This window comes from Streptomyces sp. NPDC001902 (assembly GCF_042891295.1).
Lineage (GTDB): Bacteria > Actinomycetota > Actinomycetes > Streptomycetales > Streptomycetaceae > Actinacidiphila.
The window spans coordinates 85,120-103,445 of the sequence record NZ_JBIATA010000007.1; the positions used below are offsets into that span (position 1 = coordinate 85,120).

General features: G+C 73.0%; 15 protein-coding genes and 1 pseudogene. 9 read left to right on the top strand and 7 right to left on the bottom strand.

Annotated elements, in window-relative coordinates; all coding sequences use genetic code 11:
- Positions 1-82 precede the first annotated feature (82 nt).
- Positions 83-1,750 carry a hypothetical protein gene (locus ACFYYN_RS14400; protein ID WP_500546032.1) on the top strand — a complete coding sequence of 556 codons (1,668 nt, stop codon included), beginning with the start codon at positions 83-85 and terminating at the stop codon, positions 1,748-1,750.
- A gap of 268 nt (positions 1,751-2,018) precedes the next feature.
- On the opposite strand, the gene ACFYYN_RS14405 is transcribed toward ACFYYN_RS14400, so the two are convergent.
- Both ACFYYN_RS14405 and ACFYYN_RS14410 read right to left on the bottom strand, forming a co-directional pair.
- Positions 2,019-2,243 (bottom strand): hypothetical protein, encoded by a 225-nt coding sequence (locus ACFYYN_RS14405; protein ID WP_500546186.1) that lies wholly within the window; start codon positions 2,241-2,243, stop codon positions 2,019-2,021.
- A gap of 85 nt (positions 2,244-2,328) precedes the next feature.
- Positions 2,329-2,751 (bottom strand): annotated as a pseudogene (locus ACFYYN_RS14410) (LLM class flavin-dependent oxidoreductase); the annotation flags it as partial.
- 59 nt (positions 2,752-2,810) lie between these two features.
- Between ACFYYN_RS14410 and ACFYYN_RS14415 the strand changes: the two are divergent.
- Positions 2,811-3,377 (top strand): helix-turn-helix domain-containing protein, encoded by a 567-nt coding sequence (locus ACFYYN_RS14415; protein WP_500546033.1) that lies wholly within the window; start codon positions 2,811-2,813, stop codon positions 3,375-3,377.
- Positions 3,378-3,783: 406 nt separating this feature from the next.
- Here ACFYYN_RS14415 and ACFYYN_RS14420 read toward each other — a convergent pair whose 3' ends face one another.
- Complete coding sequence (locus ACFYYN_RS14420; protein ID WP_500546034.1) at positions 3,784-4,380, bottom strand: DUF6193 family natural product biosynthesis protein; 597 nt, start codon at positions 4,378-4,380, stop codon at positions 3,784-3,786.
- Between ACFYYN_RS14420 and ACFYYN_RS14425 the strand changes: the two genes are divergently transcribed.
- A complete protein-coding gene (locus tag ACFYYN_RS14425; RefSeq protein ID WP_500546035.1) occupies positions 4,351-4,539 on the top strand; it encodes a hypothetical protein in 189 nt (62 codons plus the stop codon). The two genes, ACFYYN_RS14420 and ACFYYN_RS14425, sit on opposite strands and share 30 nt — an antisense overlap.
- 34 nt (positions 4,540-4,573) lie before the next feature.
- Here the strand turns inward: ACFYYN_RS14425 and ACFYYN_RS14430 are convergent, their stop codons facing one another.
- Positions 4,574-6,784, bottom strand: a complete 2,211-nt coding sequence (locus tag ACFYYN_RS14430) for a HelD family protein (RefSeq protein WP_500546181.1) — start codon at positions 6,782-6,784, stop codon at positions 4,574-4,576.
- 520 nt (positions 6,785-7,304) lie between these two features.
- Here ACFYYN_RS14430 and ACFYYN_RS14435 point away from each other — a divergent pair.
- The gene (locus tag ACFYYN_RS14435; RefSeq protein ID WP_500546036.1) at positions 7,305-8,408 is read left to right on the top strand and encodes a hypothetical protein; all 1,104 of its coding nucleotides are present in this window, start codon (positions 7,305-7,307) and stop codon (positions 8,406-8,408) included.
- A 4-nt stretch (positions 8,409-8,412) separates the two neighbouring features.
- Positions 8,413-9,792 (top strand): hypothetical protein, encoded by a 1,380-nt coding sequence (locus ACFYYN_RS14440; protein WP_500546037.1) that lies wholly within the window; start codon positions 8,413-8,415, stop codon positions 9,790-9,792.
- Positions 9,793-9,870: 78 nt separating this feature from the next.
- On the opposite strand, the gene ACFYYN_RS14445 is transcribed toward ACFYYN_RS14440, so the two are convergent.
- From ACFYYN_RS14445 to ACFYYN_RS14455, 3 genes are all read right to left on the bottom strand, one after another.
- The gene (locus tag ACFYYN_RS14445; RefSeq protein ID WP_500546038.1) at positions 9,871-11,901 is read right to left on the bottom strand and encodes a DUF1996 domain-containing protein; all 2,031 of its coding nucleotides are present in this window, start codon (positions 11,899-11,901) and stop codon (positions 9,871-9,873) included.
- A 248-nt stretch (positions 11,902-12,149) separates the two neighbouring features.
- A complete protein-coding gene (locus ACFYYN_RS14450) occupies positions 12,150-12,710 on the bottom strand; it encodes an AMIN-like domain-containing (lipo)protein (protein WP_500326985.1) in 561 nt (186 codons plus the stop codon).
- 125 nt (positions 12,711-12,835) lie between these two features.
- On the bottom strand, positions 12,836-13,612 hold the full coding sequence (locus ACFYYN_RS14455) for a hypothetical protein (protein ID WP_500546039.1): 777 nt from the start codon (positions 13,610-13,612) through the stop codon (positions 12,836-12,838).
- A gap of 293 nt (positions 13,613-13,905) precedes the next feature.
- Between ACFYYN_RS14455 and ACFYYN_RS14460 the strand changes: the two genes are divergently transcribed.
- Genes ACFYYN_RS14460 through ACFYYN_RS14475 form a run of 4 tightly spaced genes read left to right on the top strand, consistent with a single transcriptional unit; the run spans position 13,906 to position 18,321 of the window.
- Positions 13,906-14,859, top strand: a complete 954-nt coding sequence (locus ACFYYN_RS14460) for a hypothetical protein (RefSeq protein ID WP_500546040.1) — start codon at positions 13,906-13,908, stop codon at positions 14,857-14,859.
- Positions 14,856-16,328, top strand: a complete 1,473-nt coding sequence (locus ACFYYN_RS14465; RefSeq protein WP_500546041.1) for a peptidoglycan-binding protein — start codon at positions 14,856-14,858, stop codon at positions 16,326-16,328. The genes ACFYYN_RS14460 and ACFYYN_RS14465 overlap by 4 nt, the downstream gene beginning before the upstream one ends.
- Positions 16,325-17,065: an ABC transporter ATP-binding protein gene (locus ACFYYN_RS14470; RefSeq protein ID WP_500546042.1), complete on the top strand. Its 741-nt coding sequence runs from the start codon at positions 16,325-16,327 to the stop codon at positions 17,063-17,065. The genes ACFYYN_RS14465 and ACFYYN_RS14470 overlap by 4 nt, the downstream gene beginning before the upstream one ends.
- A complete protein-coding gene (locus ACFYYN_RS14475) occupies positions 17,062-18,321 on the top strand; it encodes an ABC transporter permease (RefSeq protein WP_500546043.1) in 1,260 nt (419 codons plus the stop codon). Before ACFYYN_RS14470 ends, ACFYYN_RS14475 begins: the two co-directional genes overlap by 4 nt.
- Positions 18,322-18,326: the final 5 nt, after the last annotated feature.

Sequence of the window (18,326 nt, forward strand, 5' to 3'; positions counted from 1 at the left end):
GTGGGTGTGGGGTCACGTCCGGCGCACCGTACGGGCGGTACCGCCGGACCGCAGCCGTATGTCATCCCAGGGGGAAGCCACCGTGCGACGAAGCCTCGTTCTGTCCGCCGCGATCTCGACGGTGCTCGGCGCGTCGCTCCTCGGGGCGACCGGGCCCGCTCACGGTGCCACCCCGGCACTCCGTGTGGTCCAGGCCTACGGCGACTTCCAGCACCCGGGCGTCCTGCACGTCCGCACCTACTCGGACAGTCCGATCACCGGCATCACCGTCCACTTCTTCCTCGTGGGCAGCCCGGAGGGCACGCCGGAGGCCGGTTCCACCGACGTCTTCAGCCCGGTCGGGGTTCCCGCCGAGAAGACCGCCGACTGGCAGACCGCGGTGCACCTGCCGGAGCACGGCGTGTACCGGATGACCGTTGACCTCGAGGACGCCTCCGGTGCCACGGCCACGGGTCTCGTCGCCGTCCCGCAGGGGTTAATGAACTACCGGACGATGATGAGGATTCCCGATCTCACCGTCGCACCGGCCGCCCCGGACTACTCCCACCAGCAGGTCACGGTCGCGGGCACCCTCTTCGCCGAACCGCCGGGCGAACCGGACGTGTCCGTCCCCGCCGGCGGGGAGACGGTGGAGATCGACACCGGCCACGGAGTGATCACCGCGACCACGGGCGCGGACGGGCGGTTCTCCGCCGGCTTCGTCCCCACCGCCCACGTCGGCGCGGTGTTCACCCGGCACCGCTCCTCCGCGGCCGACCCCCACACCATCAACGCGGTGACGCCGTTGACGGACCTCACCACCGTGCAGTCCCCCACCAGGGTCTCGGTGAACACCCATGCGTTGAACCTCGCGCCGGGCGCCACCGGCACCGTCACCGGCCTCGCGGAGATCCAGACGCCCGCCGGCTGGCGGCCGCTGCCCGGCGCGTGGCTCTCGTACACGAACGCCCAGGGCGGGAACGAAGTCGGCGGCGCGTTCACCGACAGCCAGGGCCGGTACACCCTGAAGGTGCCCCCGAGCAGCCTCGTCCCCGCCGGCGAGGTCGTCCTCGGGGGTGTCGACGACCCGTTCGCGGCGGAGTCGGCGCAGCCCCTGACCGTCCACGTGGCGTTCGCGACCGTGCTCAACGTCAAGACCAGCCTCGACGACCGGTCCCGGCTGCACGTGGACGGCTCGGTGAAGTTCCAGGACAGCCGTGGGCACTGGCCCGCCAAGCCGGCCGTCACGCTCGAGTACTCCAAGGACGGCAAGACCGGCTGGAAGGCCGTGGCCACCCTCCCGGTGACGGTCCGCCACAACGAGCCCGGCGTCGCCGAGACCTTCAGCCACACCCGCACGGCACCCGCGGACGGCTACTGGCGTACCCGTTTCCAGGGCAACCCCGATCTCGCCAGCGCCGTCACCAAGACCGTCCACCTCTCCCGGCGGGCCACCCGGATCACCGGGTTCAACGCCTCTCCCGAGCCCGTGCGGAAGGGCGCCCTCACGAAGGTGGGGGGCACCGTCCAGTACCGGAGCGGCACCACCTGGAAGGCGCTCCGCGACACCCGGGTGTCCTTGTACTTCCGGCCCCGCGGCGCCAAGAGCTACCGGTACGTGCACGCCCTGGGCGTCGACGGCAAGGGCCGTTTCTTCAATCTGGAGCGGGCGACCCAGGACGGCACCTGGGCGGTGACCTTCGACGACGCGACCGGGACCGGCTACTTCGTCAGCAAGAGGGCCTCGGACTACGTCGACGTCCGCCCGTAGCCACGGGGTCCGGTTCCCGCGGGTTGCTGCCGGGTTCCGGGCCGGGCCTGGTGGTGCGGGGGTGATGGCCTCCTCGATGCCGCTCGAGCGCCAACTGGCCCCTCGGAGGCGGTCTCCAGTGGCCTGTTCGACGCTCTGGATGCAGGGCAGAGGGTGAACCGCCTGTCGGGGTCCGTCGAAGGCGGCTCCACCGTCGCGGGGTTCGAGGTCAGCGTGCGGACCGGGCAGGCGCCCGGGTCCGGTGCTCCCGTCCGGTGGGCGCCCCTCCTCACGGCGCGAGGACGCCGAGGCAGTCGGCCGCCTCGATCACCTCACCGAGCAGCCCGAGCCATGGGTCCACGTCGGCGGCCTGCAGGCCGACGTCGAGCCCGAGGCCCTGGCCGCCGGCGAGGTACACCTGGGTCGCACCGCTCTCGCGGGCGGCCGCGAGGTCTTCGGCGATCTGCCGGGGCGATCCGCCGAGGAAGGGCCGGCCCTCCCCCGATCGGCTCACGGGTGACCGGGGTCGGCCAGGGCACCTGGTTGACCACCATGAGGTCCGCGGGGTCGCGGCCCGCCTCCCGGGCGGCGTCGTGGAGCGTGGACACGATGCCGCGCAGTTCCTCCACCGAGGAGGTGATCGGGATCACGCCGTCCGCGATCCGGCCGGCGCGCTTCACGGCGGCCGGCGCATTCGCGGCGAGCAGCACCGGAACGCGGGACTGGACCGGCTTGGGGTTCACCTGCGACGGCGCGATCCGGTAGAACTCGCCCTCGTGCCGGACCGGGTCCGGGCCCCACGCGGACCGCATCGCCGTGATGAATTCCTCCGTGCGGGCGCCCCTGCGGCTGATCGGCACGTTCGCCGTCTCGAACTCGCTGTGCTGCCAGCCCTGTCCCAGGCCGGCGATGACCCGGCCACCGCTGAACCGGTCCAGGGTGGCGAGCCGGCGGGCGAGCATGACAGGTACGTGCAGCGGCGCCACCAGGATCGCGGTGCCCAGCTTGATCCGCTCGGTCACGGAGGCGATGTCACTCAGGGGTGTGCGGGGCAGGCCCTCTTTCTTATATACTAGAAGATGTGTCCAATATAGTAGATCCCCTGGTCATGCAGATCGCGGCCCGCATCCGCAGCGAACGGGAACAGCGCCGATGGACTCTGGCGCAGCTCGCGGACGCCTCCGGTGTGTCCCGCGCGATGATCAACCGGATCGAGCGGGCCGAGAGCAGCCCCACCGCTGTGGTCCTCGGCAAACTGGCCGCCGCGTTCCAGGTCTCCGTCTCCGCCCTGCTCACCCCGGCCCAGGCCACCGGGGTGCACCGGGTGGCCGACGCCACGGAATGGCGCGATCCCGTCACCGAATACCGCAGGCGCCAGATCACCGGGCCGAGCTTCCCCGCCGACATCGCAGAGGTCCACCTGCCGCCCGGGGCCCGCGTGCCGTATCCCGCGGCTTCCCTGGCCTTCCAACGGGAGGCCGTCTGGGTGCTCGACGGCAGGCTGACCTTCCACGAGGGCGATGTGGTGCACGAACTCGGCCCGGGCGACTCGATCGAAGTCGACGCACCCGTCCCATGCGTGTTCGCCAACACCAGCGATGCCGAGTGCCGCTACGCGATAATCCTCACCCGGGTCGAAAGGCCCTGAACCTTTACCCGTGCCGCGGACCAGCAGCGGCCCGTGATCAGGAAGGACGTCTCGGCCGTGGCCATCCAACCGAGGTTGCGGTTGCGGTGCCAGGCCCATGAGGACGGCGCCGGGGCCGTCCGGGTACCGCTCGTGCGGCGGCGGCAGTGACGCCACGTACCGGCGCAGGACGGGAGGTCGACGGCGTGCCGGACGAGATCCGGTACGTGACGTCCGGGCTTCGGGTCGGCGGGAGCACGATCGCCGGGTACGTCGACGCCTGCGATGACGAAGAGGTCCGGCGTGTGCAGCCCGAGCGTGGGCGCGAGCCGCCGGAGCGGGGACGCGGTGGGCGGTCCGGATTCGCCGACGGCGCCCGCCGGCTACCGGTGCGCCGTCCAGCCGTTCCAGCAGCACCTCGAAGGGCTCACCTGCCGTCATCGGGTGCGGAGGTACCGGCGACGGCCGGTCCGAGGTCGGCGGGGAGGTGGGCGACCGCCGGCGCGACCGCCTCTTCCGCGGTGGCCGCCTCGCCGATCACACCGTCCCCGAGGTGGAGGTGGTCCTTCACGCGATACGGACGGCCGTCGTGCGCGGGGACGATGGCCACCTCCAACCGGGACGGGTGCCCGGTGCGGGCGCTGAAGCCCAGTACCCAGTGGCTGGAGAACGCGAAGAGCTGCCGCAGCCGCGGCTCGGCATGGGCCGCCCGCACGAAGAGCCGGAAGCCGTCGAAGTCAGGCGCCTCCGCCGCCTGTTCGTGCAGCCTTCGCCACTGCAGCTCGACCTCGGCGGCCGGTCCGCGTTCATGGGCTTCGGCGCGCTCGCTGCGGTGGAGGAACGAGAACCGTCGGTGCAGTTCGCGGAATCCGGTGCCGTCCCCCCAGGCCGCCCCCACCCGCACCACGTCCCCGAGGTCGGCCGTGCTCCCCGAGATCAGCTCGGCCCCCCGGCTCCATCCGGAGAACGTGAAGCCGCGCTCCTTGGCGTACGTGTGGACGACCAGCGGATCACGGTCGGGCACGGCGGTGGCGACACGCGCCTGGAGGACTGCGTCACCGCCATCACGCACGATCACGAGATCGGCGCCGAGGCCGGCCGCTGCCTGCTCCAGGGCGGCGGACAGGCCACCTGCGGCGATCAGGTCGGGATAGAGGTCGCTCCGGACGACCCCGGCCGGTGAGCGCCGGGCCGGGGTCGTGAGGTGGGGGTAGCGGTCAGCGCAGCGACGCGGGCAGGTCCTCGCGGTGGACGATGCCCATGCGCTGGGTGGCGCGGGTCAGGGCCACGTACAGGTCGCTGGTACCGAACCGTGCCGGTTCCACGACCAGGACGTGGTCGAACTCCAGCCCCTTGGCCTCGCGGGGGCCGAGCAGCACCACGGGCAGGGTGAGGTCGGGCTCGGCGCCGGCCGTGACCCCGTCGAGCGGGGCGGCGATCTCCTCGTGCAGCGCGCGCGGCGCGATCACCGCGAGGCGCCCCTCGTGGGGGGTCAGTTCCGCGACCGCGCGCGCCACCGCGCCGGCCAGGTCCGCGCCGGCGTGCCGCGTCCACGGCTTCTCGCCGGTGGAACGGACCGACCGGGGCGGCTCGAAGGCGGGGTCCTCGATGCGTACGACCTGCGCGGCCAGGTCCATGATCTCCGCGGGCGTACGGTAGTTGACGCCCAGCCGCACGTGCTCGAAGCGGTCGCCGACGTAGGGTTCGAGGATCTTCTCCCAGGAGCCGACGCCCGCCTCCTCCGAGGTCTGCGCCGGATCGCCGACCAGGGTCAGCGAGCGGGTCGGGGACCGTCGCATCAGCAGGCGCCACGCCATCGGCGACAGCTCCTGCGCCTCGTCGACGATGATGTGCCCGAACGCCCACGTACGGTCGGCGGCGGCCCGCTCGGCGGCGCTGCGGTGGTCGGCCTCCTCCTGCCGGTCGGCCATCCGCTCGGCGTCGATGATGTCGTGGGCGGCCAGGACCTCGGACTCCGCGTCCTCGAACTCGTAGGACTCCGAACCGCGCGACACCTCCAGGACGCCCTGGGCGTAGGCGATCTGTTCCTGGCGTTCGGCCTCGGCCGCGGCCCGCGCGGCGCTGTCGTCGACGCCGAGCAGTTCGGCCGCCTCGTCCAGGAGCGGCACGTCGGCCGGGGTCCATTCGCCGTCGTCCGGGGCGCGGCGGATCGCCCGGGCGTCCTCCTCCGGCAGGTACGCCGGCTCGGCGAGGTAGCCGGTGAGGAACTCCTGCGGGGTGAGCATCGGCCACAGCTCCGCCACGGCGGCCCGCACCCCCGCGCTGGCGGCGACGCCCTTGCCGAGCTGCGCGAGGTCGTCCGGGCCGAGGAAGTTGGGGCCGCCGTACGGGTCCGCGCCGATGCGGTCGGCGAGCTGCGCGGTGAGGGCGTCGATGACGTGGAACGCGAAGTACGGCCGGGCGAGGTTGTGCGGCAGGCGCGTCTCGCGGGCGGCGTCCCTGGCCTGGTAGGCGATCTCCCAGTCCAGGACGAGTTCGCCGTCGTCGTGCGGGATGACGATCGGCGCACCGGGCTCGGGCAGTACCTGGCGGTCGCGCAGGGCGAGGGCGAGCGCCTCGGCCATCGCCGCTGCGCCCTTGACGGCCGCCGCGCGCGGGGTGTCGGTGCCGCGGGCGTGGACGCCGGGGAAGAGTTCGGCCTGCGTGGCGAGCATGACGCCGGTCTCGCCGAGGGCGGGCAGCACCTCGCCGATGTAGCGGAGGAAGGCCGGGTTGGGACCCACGATCAGGACCGCGCGCTTGGCCAGCAGCTCACGGTGCTCGTACAGCAGGAAGGCCGCCCGGTGCAGCGCGACCGCGGTCTTGCCGGTGCCGGGGCCGCCCTCGACGACGAGGACGCCGCGGTGCGGGGCGCGGATGATGCGGTCCTGGTCGGCCTGGATGGTCCGCACGATGTCGGCCATGCGGCCGGTGCGGGCCGAGTTGAGGGCGGCGAGCAGCACCGCGTCGCCGGTGCGGTCCTCGAAGCCGCTGCGGTCGTCGTCCTCGAGGTCGAGGATCTCGTCGTGCAGCTCGGTGACCCGGCGGCCGTCGGTGGTGATGTGCCGGCGCCGGCGCAGTCCCATGGGCGTGTGCCCGGTGGCGACGTAGAACGGCCGGGCGACCGGTGCGCGCCAGTCGATCAGGAGCGGGGTGTGGTCGGTGTCGTCCTCACGGATCCCGATGCGGCCGATGTGGTGCGCGGCGCCGTCCCGGAGGTCGATCCGGCCGAAGCACAGCGAGCCGTCGACCGCGTTGAGGGCCGCCAGCAGACCGGAACGCTCGGCGACGAGGACGTCGCGTTCGAGACGGGCCTGCATGCCGTTGCCCACCGGGGTCAGCGCGTCCTCGACGCGCCGGGTGGCGACCCCGCGCAGCGTGTCGACCCGCTCGTAGAGCCGGTCGATGAATTCCTGCTCCTTCTGCAGTTCGACTCTTTCGCGAGTTGACACATTCGCTCCCTGTCCGATATGGTGATTCCAGTGGCCCCCGGTGAGGGGCCGTTTCTGTGCGCGCACAGAAACACTCAATATACGTGAGGAAATCCCCGTACCGCAATTGCGGTACGGGGATTTCCTGCGTTCGGGGGCGGGGCCTGGGCCTCGGTGCTGCGAAGGTGCCGGGACGGCACAGGGACGCCCCTCCAGCGGGCTCCGGCGCGCGCAAAAGAGAAAAGGAAAGGAGCTCGTCCGCTCCAATCCGTTCCCAACGTACAGCGCACCGGGGGGCTTGCGGCAAGCCCCCGGGGGTGCCGCAGAATCGCCCGCCGTAAGCGGAATTCGGGGCGTGGGAAGGCATGAAGTGCATGCGCTGTCGTCGGCGTACGGGCCACGGAGAGACGTCGAACCGCCGGTGGCGGCCGGCACCCGGGAGCTGCGGGATCCGGAGGGGCGGGGTGCCCCTATGATCAACGCCCGCTGGACGAACGATCGAAGCGGGGGGCGGACGATGACCTACCGGCGTGCGGCGATACCGGTCCTGACCGGGGGATTGCTGCTCACGGCGCTGTTGTGGTGGGCGGGGTCGAGCGCGCACGCGCTGAACCTGCCGGGCACCGTCGACGTGATCGGCGGCCGGGCGGCCACGGAACTCGGCACGTGGCTGACCCCCTGGTCGTACGACCCGCCGGGCTGGGGGCAGCCCTTCGGCGCGCCGACCGGCGGCACCGACTACCTCACGCTGTACAGGACCGGGCTGCAGATCCGGTTCGCCGCGGTCTTCGCGTCCTTCGTACCCGGGGCGCTGCTCCTGCTGCGCAGGCTGCCCCCGGTGCACGGCCGGTGGCCCGCCACGCTGCTCGCGGTGTGGGCGTGGGGCCTGGTGGCCGGGACGCTGGCGGTCACCGTCTCCGCGCCGTGGCTGATCGCCTCGCACGGGCACGGCAGCTACCGCTTCCTGCCCCAGCTGGCCTCGGTGATCACCACCGGGCGGGAGGCCGTCGCGGTGGCCGCGCTGCTCGCGGCGGCGGTGACGGTGCTCACGGCGCGCATCACGGCCAAGGGCGCGGACCCGCTCCCCCAGGCGGTCGTCCCGGCGCGTGCGGGCCGGCTGGCCGCGACCGTCGGGACGGCGGTGGTCGCGGTGTCCCTCGTGGTGCTCTCGTACCAGTCGGTCGCCGCCGCCCTCCAGACCTACTCCCCCGGCATCGGCCTGCTCTCCGAACCGGGCGACCTGCTGCGCCAGTGGCTGCTCCTCGGTGCCTGGACGACCCCGTCCGGCGGGCCGCTGACCGACTGGCTCCTGGCCCGCGCCGCCGACCTGCTGCTGCTCGCCGTGGTGTGGTGGATGCTGCGGCGGCTGCCCGTACTGCTGACACGGGCCACGTTCCCCGCGATGGCGGTCGGCGCGGTCTGCGCGACCGTCCTCGGGCTGATCGCCTCGCAGTTGCTGCGGGTCACCGTGGACGGGGCCGGTCTGCACTGGGGGCTGCTGTCCCTCTCCGCCAGTCTGGGCATCGGGGTCCCGGCCGCGCTGACCTTCGGCCTTGCGGCGGGCGTGGCGGCCGCCACCACGCTCCGGGTCGCCGAGCGCCGCGCGGTGGGGGGTTCCTGACACCATGGCCGACCACCACGTCGCCGCCCTGGCGTATCTGTCCTGGAACCCCTCCGCGCCCGCGGACGTCCTGCTGCGACTGCTCAGGCACGACGACCGGGTCATCAGGCGGAACGTCGCCCAGCGCAGAGGTCTGCCGCTGGAAGTGGTCGACGCGATCCTGACGGACCCGGACCCGGCGCTACGGGCATGCTTCGCCGAGAGCGAGAACGCGGACCCGGCCCAGCGGGCCCGCCTCCTCGACGATCCGTCGCCGCGGGTCGTCCTGGGCCTGGCCATCGGCCCGACGCCGTACCGGACACGCGTGGACCCCCTGCCCGACTGGGCGTACGAACGTCTCCTCGCCCACCCGGACGGGCGGATCCGCTGCGAGACCGTCATCTCGCCCCTCGTGCCCGGCCACCTCCTGGCGCGACTTGCGGACCATGCGGACGGCCCCCTGCGCCAGGCGGCCTGCCGCGCATGGGACTCCCTCTCCGACGACGCCAAGGAAGCGCTGCTCCACGACGACGACCTCGATGTGCGACGCGCCGCCGCAATGCGCGTCTGCCATCAGGACGCAGAACGCACGGCCTGGCTCGTGGAGAGCCTCACGAACCCCTGGGACCTGGCCAGGGTGCTCCGCGGCGGGCTGCTCAGCCGCGAGCTCGCCGAACGCCTGGTCACCGGCGACCGCCCGGGGGCCGTCGCCGCCAACCCCTCCCTCCCACCGGACCTCGTCGCGCGGTTGGCCACCCACCCGGATCCGCACGTGCGGCTGGTCGTCTCCGCCAGGCCGGAGCTGACGGAGCGGGAACGCGCGGCCGTCGACTACACCGTGGGCCCCGAGGACCGCCTGGACGTGCTGGACTGGGTGCGGGAGGCCCAGGACGACCCGGAGGTCCTGCGGCGATGTGCGACCTCCGCGCACACGTGGCTGCGCCGCAGCGCCGCCGTGTGCCCCGGCCTGGAGCCCGAGTACGTCGAACTGCTGTCCCGCGACGAGGACTTCGCCGTACGGCTCCTGCTGTGCGAGTTCCACCCGGAACCGCCGCCGGAAACCCTGCTGGACCTCTACCTCAACGGCACCCACCGCGCGGTCAAGTGGTTCGCCAACCACCCGCGGTTCCCCGCCGCGGGCCTCGCGGAGCGCTTCGCGGACTCGGCGGACCCCGAGGCAGGTCGTCTCGCGTTGACCGACCCGGACCTGCCCGTGCCGACCCTGGAGGAGTTCGCCCGCGACCCCGACCGGCGCTGGGCTGCGGCCCGTCACCCGCGACTGCCCGTACCGCTGATCCGCGAACTGCTCGACGACCCCGACACGACCCATCACGCCGCCGGCAACCCCGGTCTGCCCCCCGAGGACATGCACCGGCTCCTGGACGGCGCCGGGGTCCCCGACTAGCCGGACGACGCCCTTGGCGACCGGGCGGTACGCCCGGTCGCCAAGGGGGACTTCACTGCGGCCGCAGGGGAAGCGGAGCTAGAGCGCGCCGCGCTTCACCCGGCGGAGCAGGAGGAATCCCGCGATCGCCAGGACCGCTCCGAGACCGGCCGGCCACAGGTTGGTCCCGGTGTCGGCCAGACCGCCGTTGATCGCCTGCTGGTTGGCCTGTCCCGCGGGGCTCGGGGCGAACCCGCCGGGGGCGGGGGACTGCCCGGGCGCCGTCGGCTGCTGGCCGCCCTGCTCCTCGCCCTGCTGCCCGCCCTGCTCCTCGCCGTGGTGCTGGTGGCCGCCGGCGGGCGGGTTGGCGGTGTCATCCTGGCCCGCCGTAGGCGTGGTGTCGGCCTTGGGCGTCACCGTGACAGGAGCGTCGGGGGTGTCGTCGCCTCCGTTCTGGTCGTCGTCCGGGTTGTCCGCCGGGGGCTCCTCGGCGCCGGGGTCGTCGTTCCCGCCGTTGCCGGGCTCCTCCGTACCGGGGTTGTCGTTGCTCCCGTTGCCGGGCTCCTCCGTACCGGGGTTGTCGTTGCTCCCGTTGCCGGGCTCCTCCGTACCGGGGTCGTCGTTCCCGCCGTTGCCGGGCTCCTCCGTACCGGGGTCGTCGTTCCCGCCGTTGCCGGGCTCCTCCGTACCGTCGTCGCCGGCGCCGCAGGTGCGGCCCTGGTTGATGCAGTCGGCCACCTCCTGCATCAGGCCCTCGTCGAAGATGTTGATGAAGTCGCCGTGGTCGGTGATCGGCTTGTGCAGGTTCTCGGGGAAGGAGTCCACCGCGAACAACGGCACCGTCTTGCCGCCGTCCTGGACGCTCGGTGTCCGGACGTCGTACACGATGCGCTGGACGAGCTGCGGGATGGCCTTGAAGCCCTGCGGGCAGTTGCCGCCCGCGTCGGCGAAGGCCACGTGGGTGCGGTGGTTGGCGCTGTCGACGTTCTGGCCGTCCCAGCAGCTCTGGAACCGGAAGGTGCGGACCACGTCGCTGCCGTCGGGGCAGAGCGGGTACTTGTCCTTCAGCTGCCGGTCCTCCAGACCCGTGCAGCTCCAGGAGGCGTTGGCGTTGGCCGGCCCGTTGACGAAGGCCTTCGCGTCGCCCGTGATGATGCGCAGCAGGCGCGGCATGGGCGTGACCTTGCTGACGGGGTTGCCGACGAACGTGAGCGTGACCTCCTTGGGGGTCACGATCTTCCCGGCGTTGCCCTCGGTGCCGCCGCCGGGCGCCCCGGCGTCCCGCTCCACGGTGCCGTCCTGCACGCGCAGCACGGGCCAGTAGTACGACGACTTGTCGCCCTGGTCCTTGCAGCTCGTCTCCGCCTTGGCGAGGTCGTCGATGGTGGCGAGTCCGTTGTTGGACTGGTTGCCGATGTAGTCGTGGAAGTGGTGGGCGCCGTTGGTCACTCCGGGGGCGACGATGATGTTGTCGGAGTTGAACAGGCCGCCTGCGTTGACACCGCATTCGGACGAGAACGTGCCGGAAGAGGCGTCCGACGGCTGCGGGCCGCGCGGCGCGTTCGGGTTCACGCTCATGATGTCGGCGAAGTCCGCCACGACGGGGCCGTTGCCGCCCTGTCCGCCGCCCTGTCCGGCCGGGGCGCCCTGGCCGTTCTGGCCGCCGTCACCCGTGGACGGCTGCGCGCTGCCCTGCTGGCCCTCCTGTCCCTGCTGGCCCTCCTGGGCGTCGGTGGAGCGGACCGTGCACCCCGCGAGGCCCTCGACGCCCTGCGGGGGGTCCCCCACGCGGTCGATGGCCTGCAGGATGCGCGCGATCGTCGCGGCGCGCTTGTCCTTCAGCGGGCCCAAGACCGCGTTGTCCACGAAACCGGGGTCCTGCTGCTGGGCTGCCGACGTCTCCTTCAGCCTCTGGTAGGCCTCGGCTATCTGCTGGTCCAGGAGGGCGAGTTCCTTGTCGACGTCCTCCTTCGCCTGCTCGGGCACGGAGGTGAGCTCCGTGCCGACGTCCGGACAGTCGACCGTGATCGCCTGGCCCTCGGAGGTCGTCTGGGCCGTCTGACCCGACGAGTCCCCCTCGGTCGCCGAGGCGAACACGTTCGCCGTCACCAGGACACCGCCTCCCAGCATCAGGGCGACGGCTACAAAGGTGCCACTACGTGTGCCGGTAGCACGTCTGCGCGAATTGCGTACCAAGGAAACCCTCCTGCGCGCCTGATGATTGGCGGCCTGAACACGACAAGCCGTCCACACATACGGACACCACCCCCGGAGTGTTCAACCGCCCCAGGAATTCACAGGAGTTACTGGTCAAGGCCGTGGCCGCCCAGGCCGGGCCCGGTGGCGCCACGCCACCGGGCCCGGCCGGCGGGAGCACCTCACCAGGTGTGGGCCACGTCGATCACCAGACGGTCGGAGAGCTGGAACACCCGGAACGGCAGCCGGGCCCGCACACCGAGGCCCACCTGCGTGTCACCCTCGAAGCTCGACGCGAACCTCGCGTCCCGGAAGGTCCGGTAGCCGGTCAGGTCGACACCCGGCAGCGTCCGCCCCGCACGGCCCGGGTACGTCGCGGCGCCGGTCTGCGGGTCGTACGAGGGGGCGGCCACCCGGATCTCGATGATCGCCCCGCCGGAGACCGGTATGACCCGCCCCGAGCCGTCCTGGTGGACGGCGTCGACGTACTGCACGGTGTAGCCGATCGCGTCCGTGCCTGCGGTGGGCACGTCGAACACCACACGGTCGTAGCACTCGTGGCTGCCGGTCCTGATGTCGGTCAGTGATCCGAGGTCGGCGTCGGTCCCGGACTTCGGGAGGCTGCCCCAGCCCGTCGGGCACGCCGCCGCGGGCGCCGCGGCCACCGCGGGCGCTGCCACGGCCACCCCCGCACCCGCCATCACCAGGGCGGCCAGGACCGCCCCGTATCGTTTCGCACGCATGGTTCCCCCTTGCATTGCGGCTCTTGCCTGCTTTCGATGTACGACATGCCGGGCAAGGGTTTGGTTGTGCCGGGACGCCCTGGAACGCGCCGTCGCCGGTCGGTCCACGGGCCCGCCGTCTCCCGTCAGCCGCCGGTGCCGGGGAACGCCGACTTCAGGGCCTCCGTGACCGTGGTGAGGGTGGCGTCCGACGGTGCGCGCAGGCACACGTCGATGCGCACCTCGAAGGGCTTGCCGTACGCCATCGAGCGGCCGTAACCCCAGGCGAGGATCTCCGTGTCGCCCCGCAGTACCTGGCACCCCTTTCCCGCGGCCACCGGATCGCCCAGGGTGAGGGGCGTCGCCGGGCCGGCCTTGCCCGTCACGGCGGTCCGGAACGTCATCAGCACCCCGTCCTCGCCGAGTTCCTCCAGCGGCTCGCAGGCGGGCAGCGCTTCCTCCGCCAGGTCGGGGCAGGAGTCGCGTGACGGAAGGCTCAGGAGCTGCGAGGCGACGAAGCCCGTCGCCGTGCCGCGGTCGTCGACGGACAGGCTGTGCCAGGTCCGCGGTACCCGCAGCGTCAGTCCGGTGCCGCTCAGGAGGCGTACCGTCGTGCGGTCCCCCGTGGCTCCCGGCGAGGGCGTCGCTGCGGGGAGGGCGTGCCGCTGTCCCGCCGCGTCGGCCGGCGTCCGTGCCCCGCCCGGTGGCCGCAGCCCCGGTGCGAGGGTCACGCAGGCCACGACGGCGGCCACCGCCGTGGCCGCGCCGGCGGCTGCCGCGCGGCGCCGCCGGCGCCGCTGCACACGCCACCTGATCCGCGTCATGCGGTCGGCGGGGCCGGCGGTCTGCGGCACCACGTCGCGCAGGAGGCGGCGCAGCGCCTGTTCCGTCTCGTGCCACTGCTCGTCAGGTGCGGCGCGCATGGTCCTCACTCCCCTCCACGGGACGGCAGCCCGGCCCCGACTCCCGCACCGTGCAGGCCCCCTGCCATCGCGCTCCCTTCCCGGTTGAACTCCTCACTCCTGTTCCAACCAGGTGGGGCGCCGTTCGGTTGCCCGGGGAACACCCGCCGCCGACCAGGCCTCCCGCCCCGAACCGTGATGTGCGTCACACCGCCGGAAACGGCTCATCCCTGAGCGGTGGTCCACCGGGTTGAGGACGTCAACGGGGCGCATCGCCCCGCCGTGACAGCTTTCGAACGAAGTGATGGAACGACATGGCTCCCACACCCACCACGCGTGCACTGCGGCCGGCCGCGGCCGCCGGTGTCCTCGCGCTCGCCCTGGCGCTCGCCGGATGTGCCCAGGGCGACGGCGGTTCCGCCGCATCCGCCGGCTCCTCCTCCGACGGCCACACGTCGCCCTCGCGGGCCGCCGTCAACGGTGAACTGACCATTCCCGAGGGAGCCGACGAGGGGACCAGACAGCAGTACGTGTCGCAGAACACCATTGCCGCCTGCATGCGGAAGAAGGGCTTCACCTACACGCCGCACGTGTCGGGCGTGGAAACCGCCGCCATCCCGGTCGACGGTCAGGATTACGAACTGGCCAAGAAGTACCGCGACAAGTACGGCTTCGGCTTCTTCGCGGCCGCCGTCTACCCGGACGACCCCGACGTCCCCGGCAGCAAGGCCCACGAGGCCCGGGAGATGACCAATCCGGACGAGGCCTACCTCGACGCACTGTCCCCGGCCCAGCGGAAGGCCTACGACACGGCGATGGGCACCGCGAAGCAACTCGCGAGCGGGAAGAAGGTGATGCTCCCGGGATGTGTGAAGGAGGGGATCGAGAAGGCCTACGGGCCGGAGAAGTCCCAGGCCGAACTCGACCGTGAGCACGCCGCGAACGAGGAGCGGGACCGCGCCGCGAAGCAGGCCCTCAACGGGGATCCCCGGTTGATCTCCCTGGCGCAGCGGTTCGCGTCCTGCCTGCGTGACGAGGGCATCGCGGTGACGACGACGCAGCCGACCGCCATCGGGGACATGGTGAAGTTCGCGACGGCCCAGCAGACTCCGCAGGACGGCGTCCAGAAGATGGACCAGGACACGGCGCGGGCCAAGCTCGCCCAGGAGATCACCATCGCCCGCAAGGACCTGGAGTGCGGCAAGGAGTTCCGGGCCGCGTACTTCCCCAAGCTCGCCAAGCACCCCCTTTACGGGATCACCGGATGAGCCGGCGTCTGAAGGGCGGCCCGAACGGGCGCGGCAAGCAGGTCGGGATGATCGTGGGCGTCGTCGCGCTCGTCGGCGCGGGCGGCTGGTTCGCCGGTACCCAGATGCAGTCGCCCGCCGACGCCGCCGCCTCGCGCCGGCCGCCGGAGGCGGGTCCGGTCACCGTCGCCGTGGAACGCCGGGAACTGACCGCGAACGTCATCGCGCAGGGCGGCGTGGAGTTCGGGGCACCGCACGGGGTGTCGCTGTCCGGGTCCGTCGGGTCCGCGGGCGGTTCCGGGGACGGCGAGGCGACCCAGCGGGTCACCAGGCTCCCGCAGGCCGGTGCCACACTGCGCGAGGGCAGCGTCCTGATGCAGGTGAACGGCCGTCCGGTGTTCGTGCTGCGCGGCTCGGTCCCGATGTACCGGGCCCTCGGCCCCAGCAGTTCGGGCGACGACGTCAGGCAGTTGCAGAGCGCGCTGCGCAGGATCGGGCACGATCCGGGAGCCGTCACCGGGAACTACCGGCAGGGCACCGCGTCGGCGGTGACCCGCTGGTACCAGGGCAAGGGGTTCACGCCGCAGCAGCCGGGCGTCGCCGACCAGCAGCAGCTGGGCGACCTGGAGGCCGCCGTCACCGACGCGCAGCTCGCGGTCCTCGCGGCGCAGGGCGGCGGAGCCGACAGCGGGGGCGACAGCGGGGGCGACAGCGGCAAGGGCGGTTCCGGCACGGCGGGCCCGCCGGCCTCCGGCGAGGCGTCGGCCCTCGAACTGCGCTCCGCGCGGCAGCGGCTGGACCGGGCCAACGCGGCGCTCAGCGCGTTCACCGCCACGTACGGCACCAAGGTCCCGGCGGGCGAGGTCGTCTTCCTGCCCGATCTGCCGGTCCGGGTCGACAAGGTCAAGGTGCGCCTGGGCGACACCCCGGCCGGCGAGGTCGCCACCGTGACGAGCTCCGACGTGGTGGTGCGGGCGGTCGTGCCCGGAGCCGACGGCTCCGCGCTGCGCGAGGGCATGACCGCACGGATCGAGACGGCGGACGGCACCCGTGTACGCGGCGTCGTCGCGCAGGTGGGCGGCGCCGGGAACCAGGCGGACACCGGAAAGGACGGCGACGGCACCGGCCCGGACGCGAAGGACGAGGGCGGGACCGAACCCGGTGCCGACGCCGGCGCGGAGCCGGGCGCCGACCCGTCCGCTCCGGTCCAGCTGGTGATCTCCGTACCCGAACCCGGCCCGTTGAAGGACCAGTCGGGCGGCACCGCCAAGGTGACCATCGAGGTGGGCGCCTCGAAGGGCGCCGTCCTGGTGGTGCCCGTAGCCGCGGTCCACACCAGCGCCGACGGCAAGGCCCGGGTGCGGGTGGACCGCGACGGCGAGGTGGTGAACGTGCCCGTCACCGTGGGCCTCTCGGCCGCCGGGCAGGTCGAGGTGAGGGCGGACGGCGGCTCGCTGGACGAGGGCGACCAGGTGGTGGTCGGACGGTGAGGCGCAGTCCCGTACCGCCCCGCCCGGCCCCTGAGCAGGCGCCGGACCCGGACACCGTGATCCGGCTCAGCGGCCTGAGCCGGGTGTTCGACACCGACCCTCCCGTGCACGCCCTGCGCGACGTGCACCTGGAGGTCAGGAGAGGGGAACACCTGTCGATCGTCGGCCCCTCCGGTTCGGGGAAGTCCACGCTGCTCAACACCCTGGGCCTGCTGGACCGGCCCACGTCGGGCAGCTACTGGCTCGACGGGGTCCTCACCAACACCCTGGGCGATCCCGAGCGCACGGCGCTGCGCGGCGCCCGCATCGGCTTCGTGTTCCAGTCCTTCCACCTGCTGCCGTACCGGACCGTGGACGAGAACGTCATGCTCGCCGAGACCTACCGGACCCCTCGCCCGGGCCGTGCGCGCCGCACCCGCGCCGAGCGCGCCCGGGCCGCACTGACGCGGGTCGGACTCGGGCACCGCTTCGGCTTCCTGCCGGGCCGCCTGTCCGGCGGCGAGCGGCAACGGGTGGCCATCGCCCGGGCCCTGATGGGCGAGCCCGCCCTGCTGCTGTGCGACGAGCCGACGGGCAACCTCGACAGCGAGAACACCGAGTCGGTGCTCGCGCTCTTCGACGAACTGCAGGCCCAGGGCATGACGTTGCTCGTGATCACCCACGACGACGCCGTGAGCGGGCGGGCCGGCCGGCGGGTGCGGATCCGCGACGGCATGCTGCGGCAGGAGGGCGCATGAGGCCCGGCATCCGTGGCGTGCGGCACCGCGCCCCCGCCCACGAGCGCCCCTTCATGGACCCGCGGGACCTGTGGTCGGAGTCCCTGGCCGGGGTGCTCGCCCGCCCGGTCCGTTCCGCCCTGACGACCTTGGGTACGGTGCTGGGCATCGGCACGCTGGTCATCACGATCGGCGTGGCGTCGACGGCGGCGAACCAGATCGTCGGCCGCTTCGACGCCCTCACCGCCACCTCGGTGACCGTCGTGGTGCCGGCCCCGCAGCCGGGGTCCGCCGACCCGCCGCTGGTGGACTGGCCGGGTGTCGAGGCGGTCGAGCGCCTCGCGGGGGTGGAGTCGGCCGCCGCGCTGTCCGATTCCGAGGACAGCGCGAACGTCCAGGTCCGGGCGAACGACGTGGTCGCCCCCGGCGCGCTGACCGAGCAGACCCTGGCGGTCGTCGCCGCCACCCCGGCGCTGCCGGAGGCGGTCCGCGGCACGATGGCCACCGGCCGGTTCTTCGACACCGGTGACATCGCACGTCACGACCGGGTCGCCGTCCTCGGCGACCAGGCGGCCCGGCTGCTGGGCATCGACGACGTACGCGACGCCCCAGCCGTCTTCTTCAAGGGGCAGTCGTACACGGTGATCGGCGTGCTCGGCGGGTTCCAGCGCGAGCAGCGCCTGTCCGCCTCCGTGATCCTGCCCCCGACCACGGCGGCGGACCGGATGGGCATGGACAACGTGACCCGGGTCCTGGTCAACACCTCCCTCGGCGCGGCCCGGCAGGTCGCCCGGCAGGCGCCGATCGCCCTGTCCCCCGGACACGAGGAGGCGCTCACCGTGACCGCCCCACCGGACCTGTCCAAGGCCAGGAAGGGCGTCCAGGGCGACGTCAACGGCCTGTTCCTGGTCCTCGGGCTGGTCTCGCTGGTCGTGGGCGCCATCGGCATCGCCAACGTCACCCTCGTCACCGTGATGGAACGCGTCGGCGAGATCGGACTGCGCCGGGCCCTGGGCGCATCCCGGCGCCAGGTGGCCGGGCAGTTCCTGGCGGAGTCCACCACCATCGGACTCCTCGGCGGCGTCGTGGGCGCGGCCCTCGGCGTGGTGGTCGTCGTCAGCGTGGCGGCCGTGAAGGACTGGACGCCCGTCCTGGACCTCCGCCTCGCCCTGGGCGCCCCGGTCGCCGGCGCCCTGGTCGGCCTCCTCGCCGGCCTCTACCCCGCCCTGCGCGCCGCCCGGATGGAACCCGTGGACGCCCTCCGCGCCCCGTCCTGACCCCG

What these genes read in the sequence shown, in the direction of transcription:
- ACFYYN_RS14440 (WP_500546037.1), top strand. Translation starts at nt 8,413, where the DNA reads ATGGCCGACCACCACGTCGCCGCCCTGGCGTATCTGTCCTGGAACCCC.
- ACFYYN_RS14465 (WP_500546041.1), top strand. Translation starts at nt 14,856, where the DNA reads ATGAGCCGGCGTCTGAAGGGCGGCCCGAACGGGCGCGGCAAGCAGGTC.
- ACFYYN_RS14455 (WP_500546039.1), bottom strand. Translation starts at nt 13,612, where the DNA reads ATGCGCGCCGCACCTGACGAGCAGTGGCACGAGACGGAACAGGCGCTG.
- ACFYYN_RS14445 (WP_500546038.1), bottom strand. Translation starts at nt 11,901, where the DNA reads ATGCTGGGAGGCGGTGTCCTGGTGACGGCGAACGTGTTCGCCTCGGCG.
- ACFYYN_RS14435 (WP_500546036.1), top strand. Translation starts at nt 7,305, where the DNA reads ATGACCTACCGGCGTGCGGCGATACCGGTCCTGACCGGGGGATTGCTG.
- ACFYYN_RS14460 (WP_500546040.1), top strand. Translation starts at nt 13,906, where the DNA reads ATGGCTCCCACACCCACCACGCGTGCACTGCGGCCGGCCGCGGCCGCC.
- ACFYYN_RS14475 (WP_500546043.1), top strand. Translation starts at nt 17,062, where the DNA reads ATGAGGCCCGGCATCCGTGGCGTGCGGCACCGCGCCCCCGCCCACGAG.
- ACFYYN_RS14450 (WP_500326985.1), bottom strand. Translation starts at nt 12,710, where the DNA reads ATGCGTGCGAAACGATACGGGGCGGTCCTGGCCGCCCTGGTGATGGCG.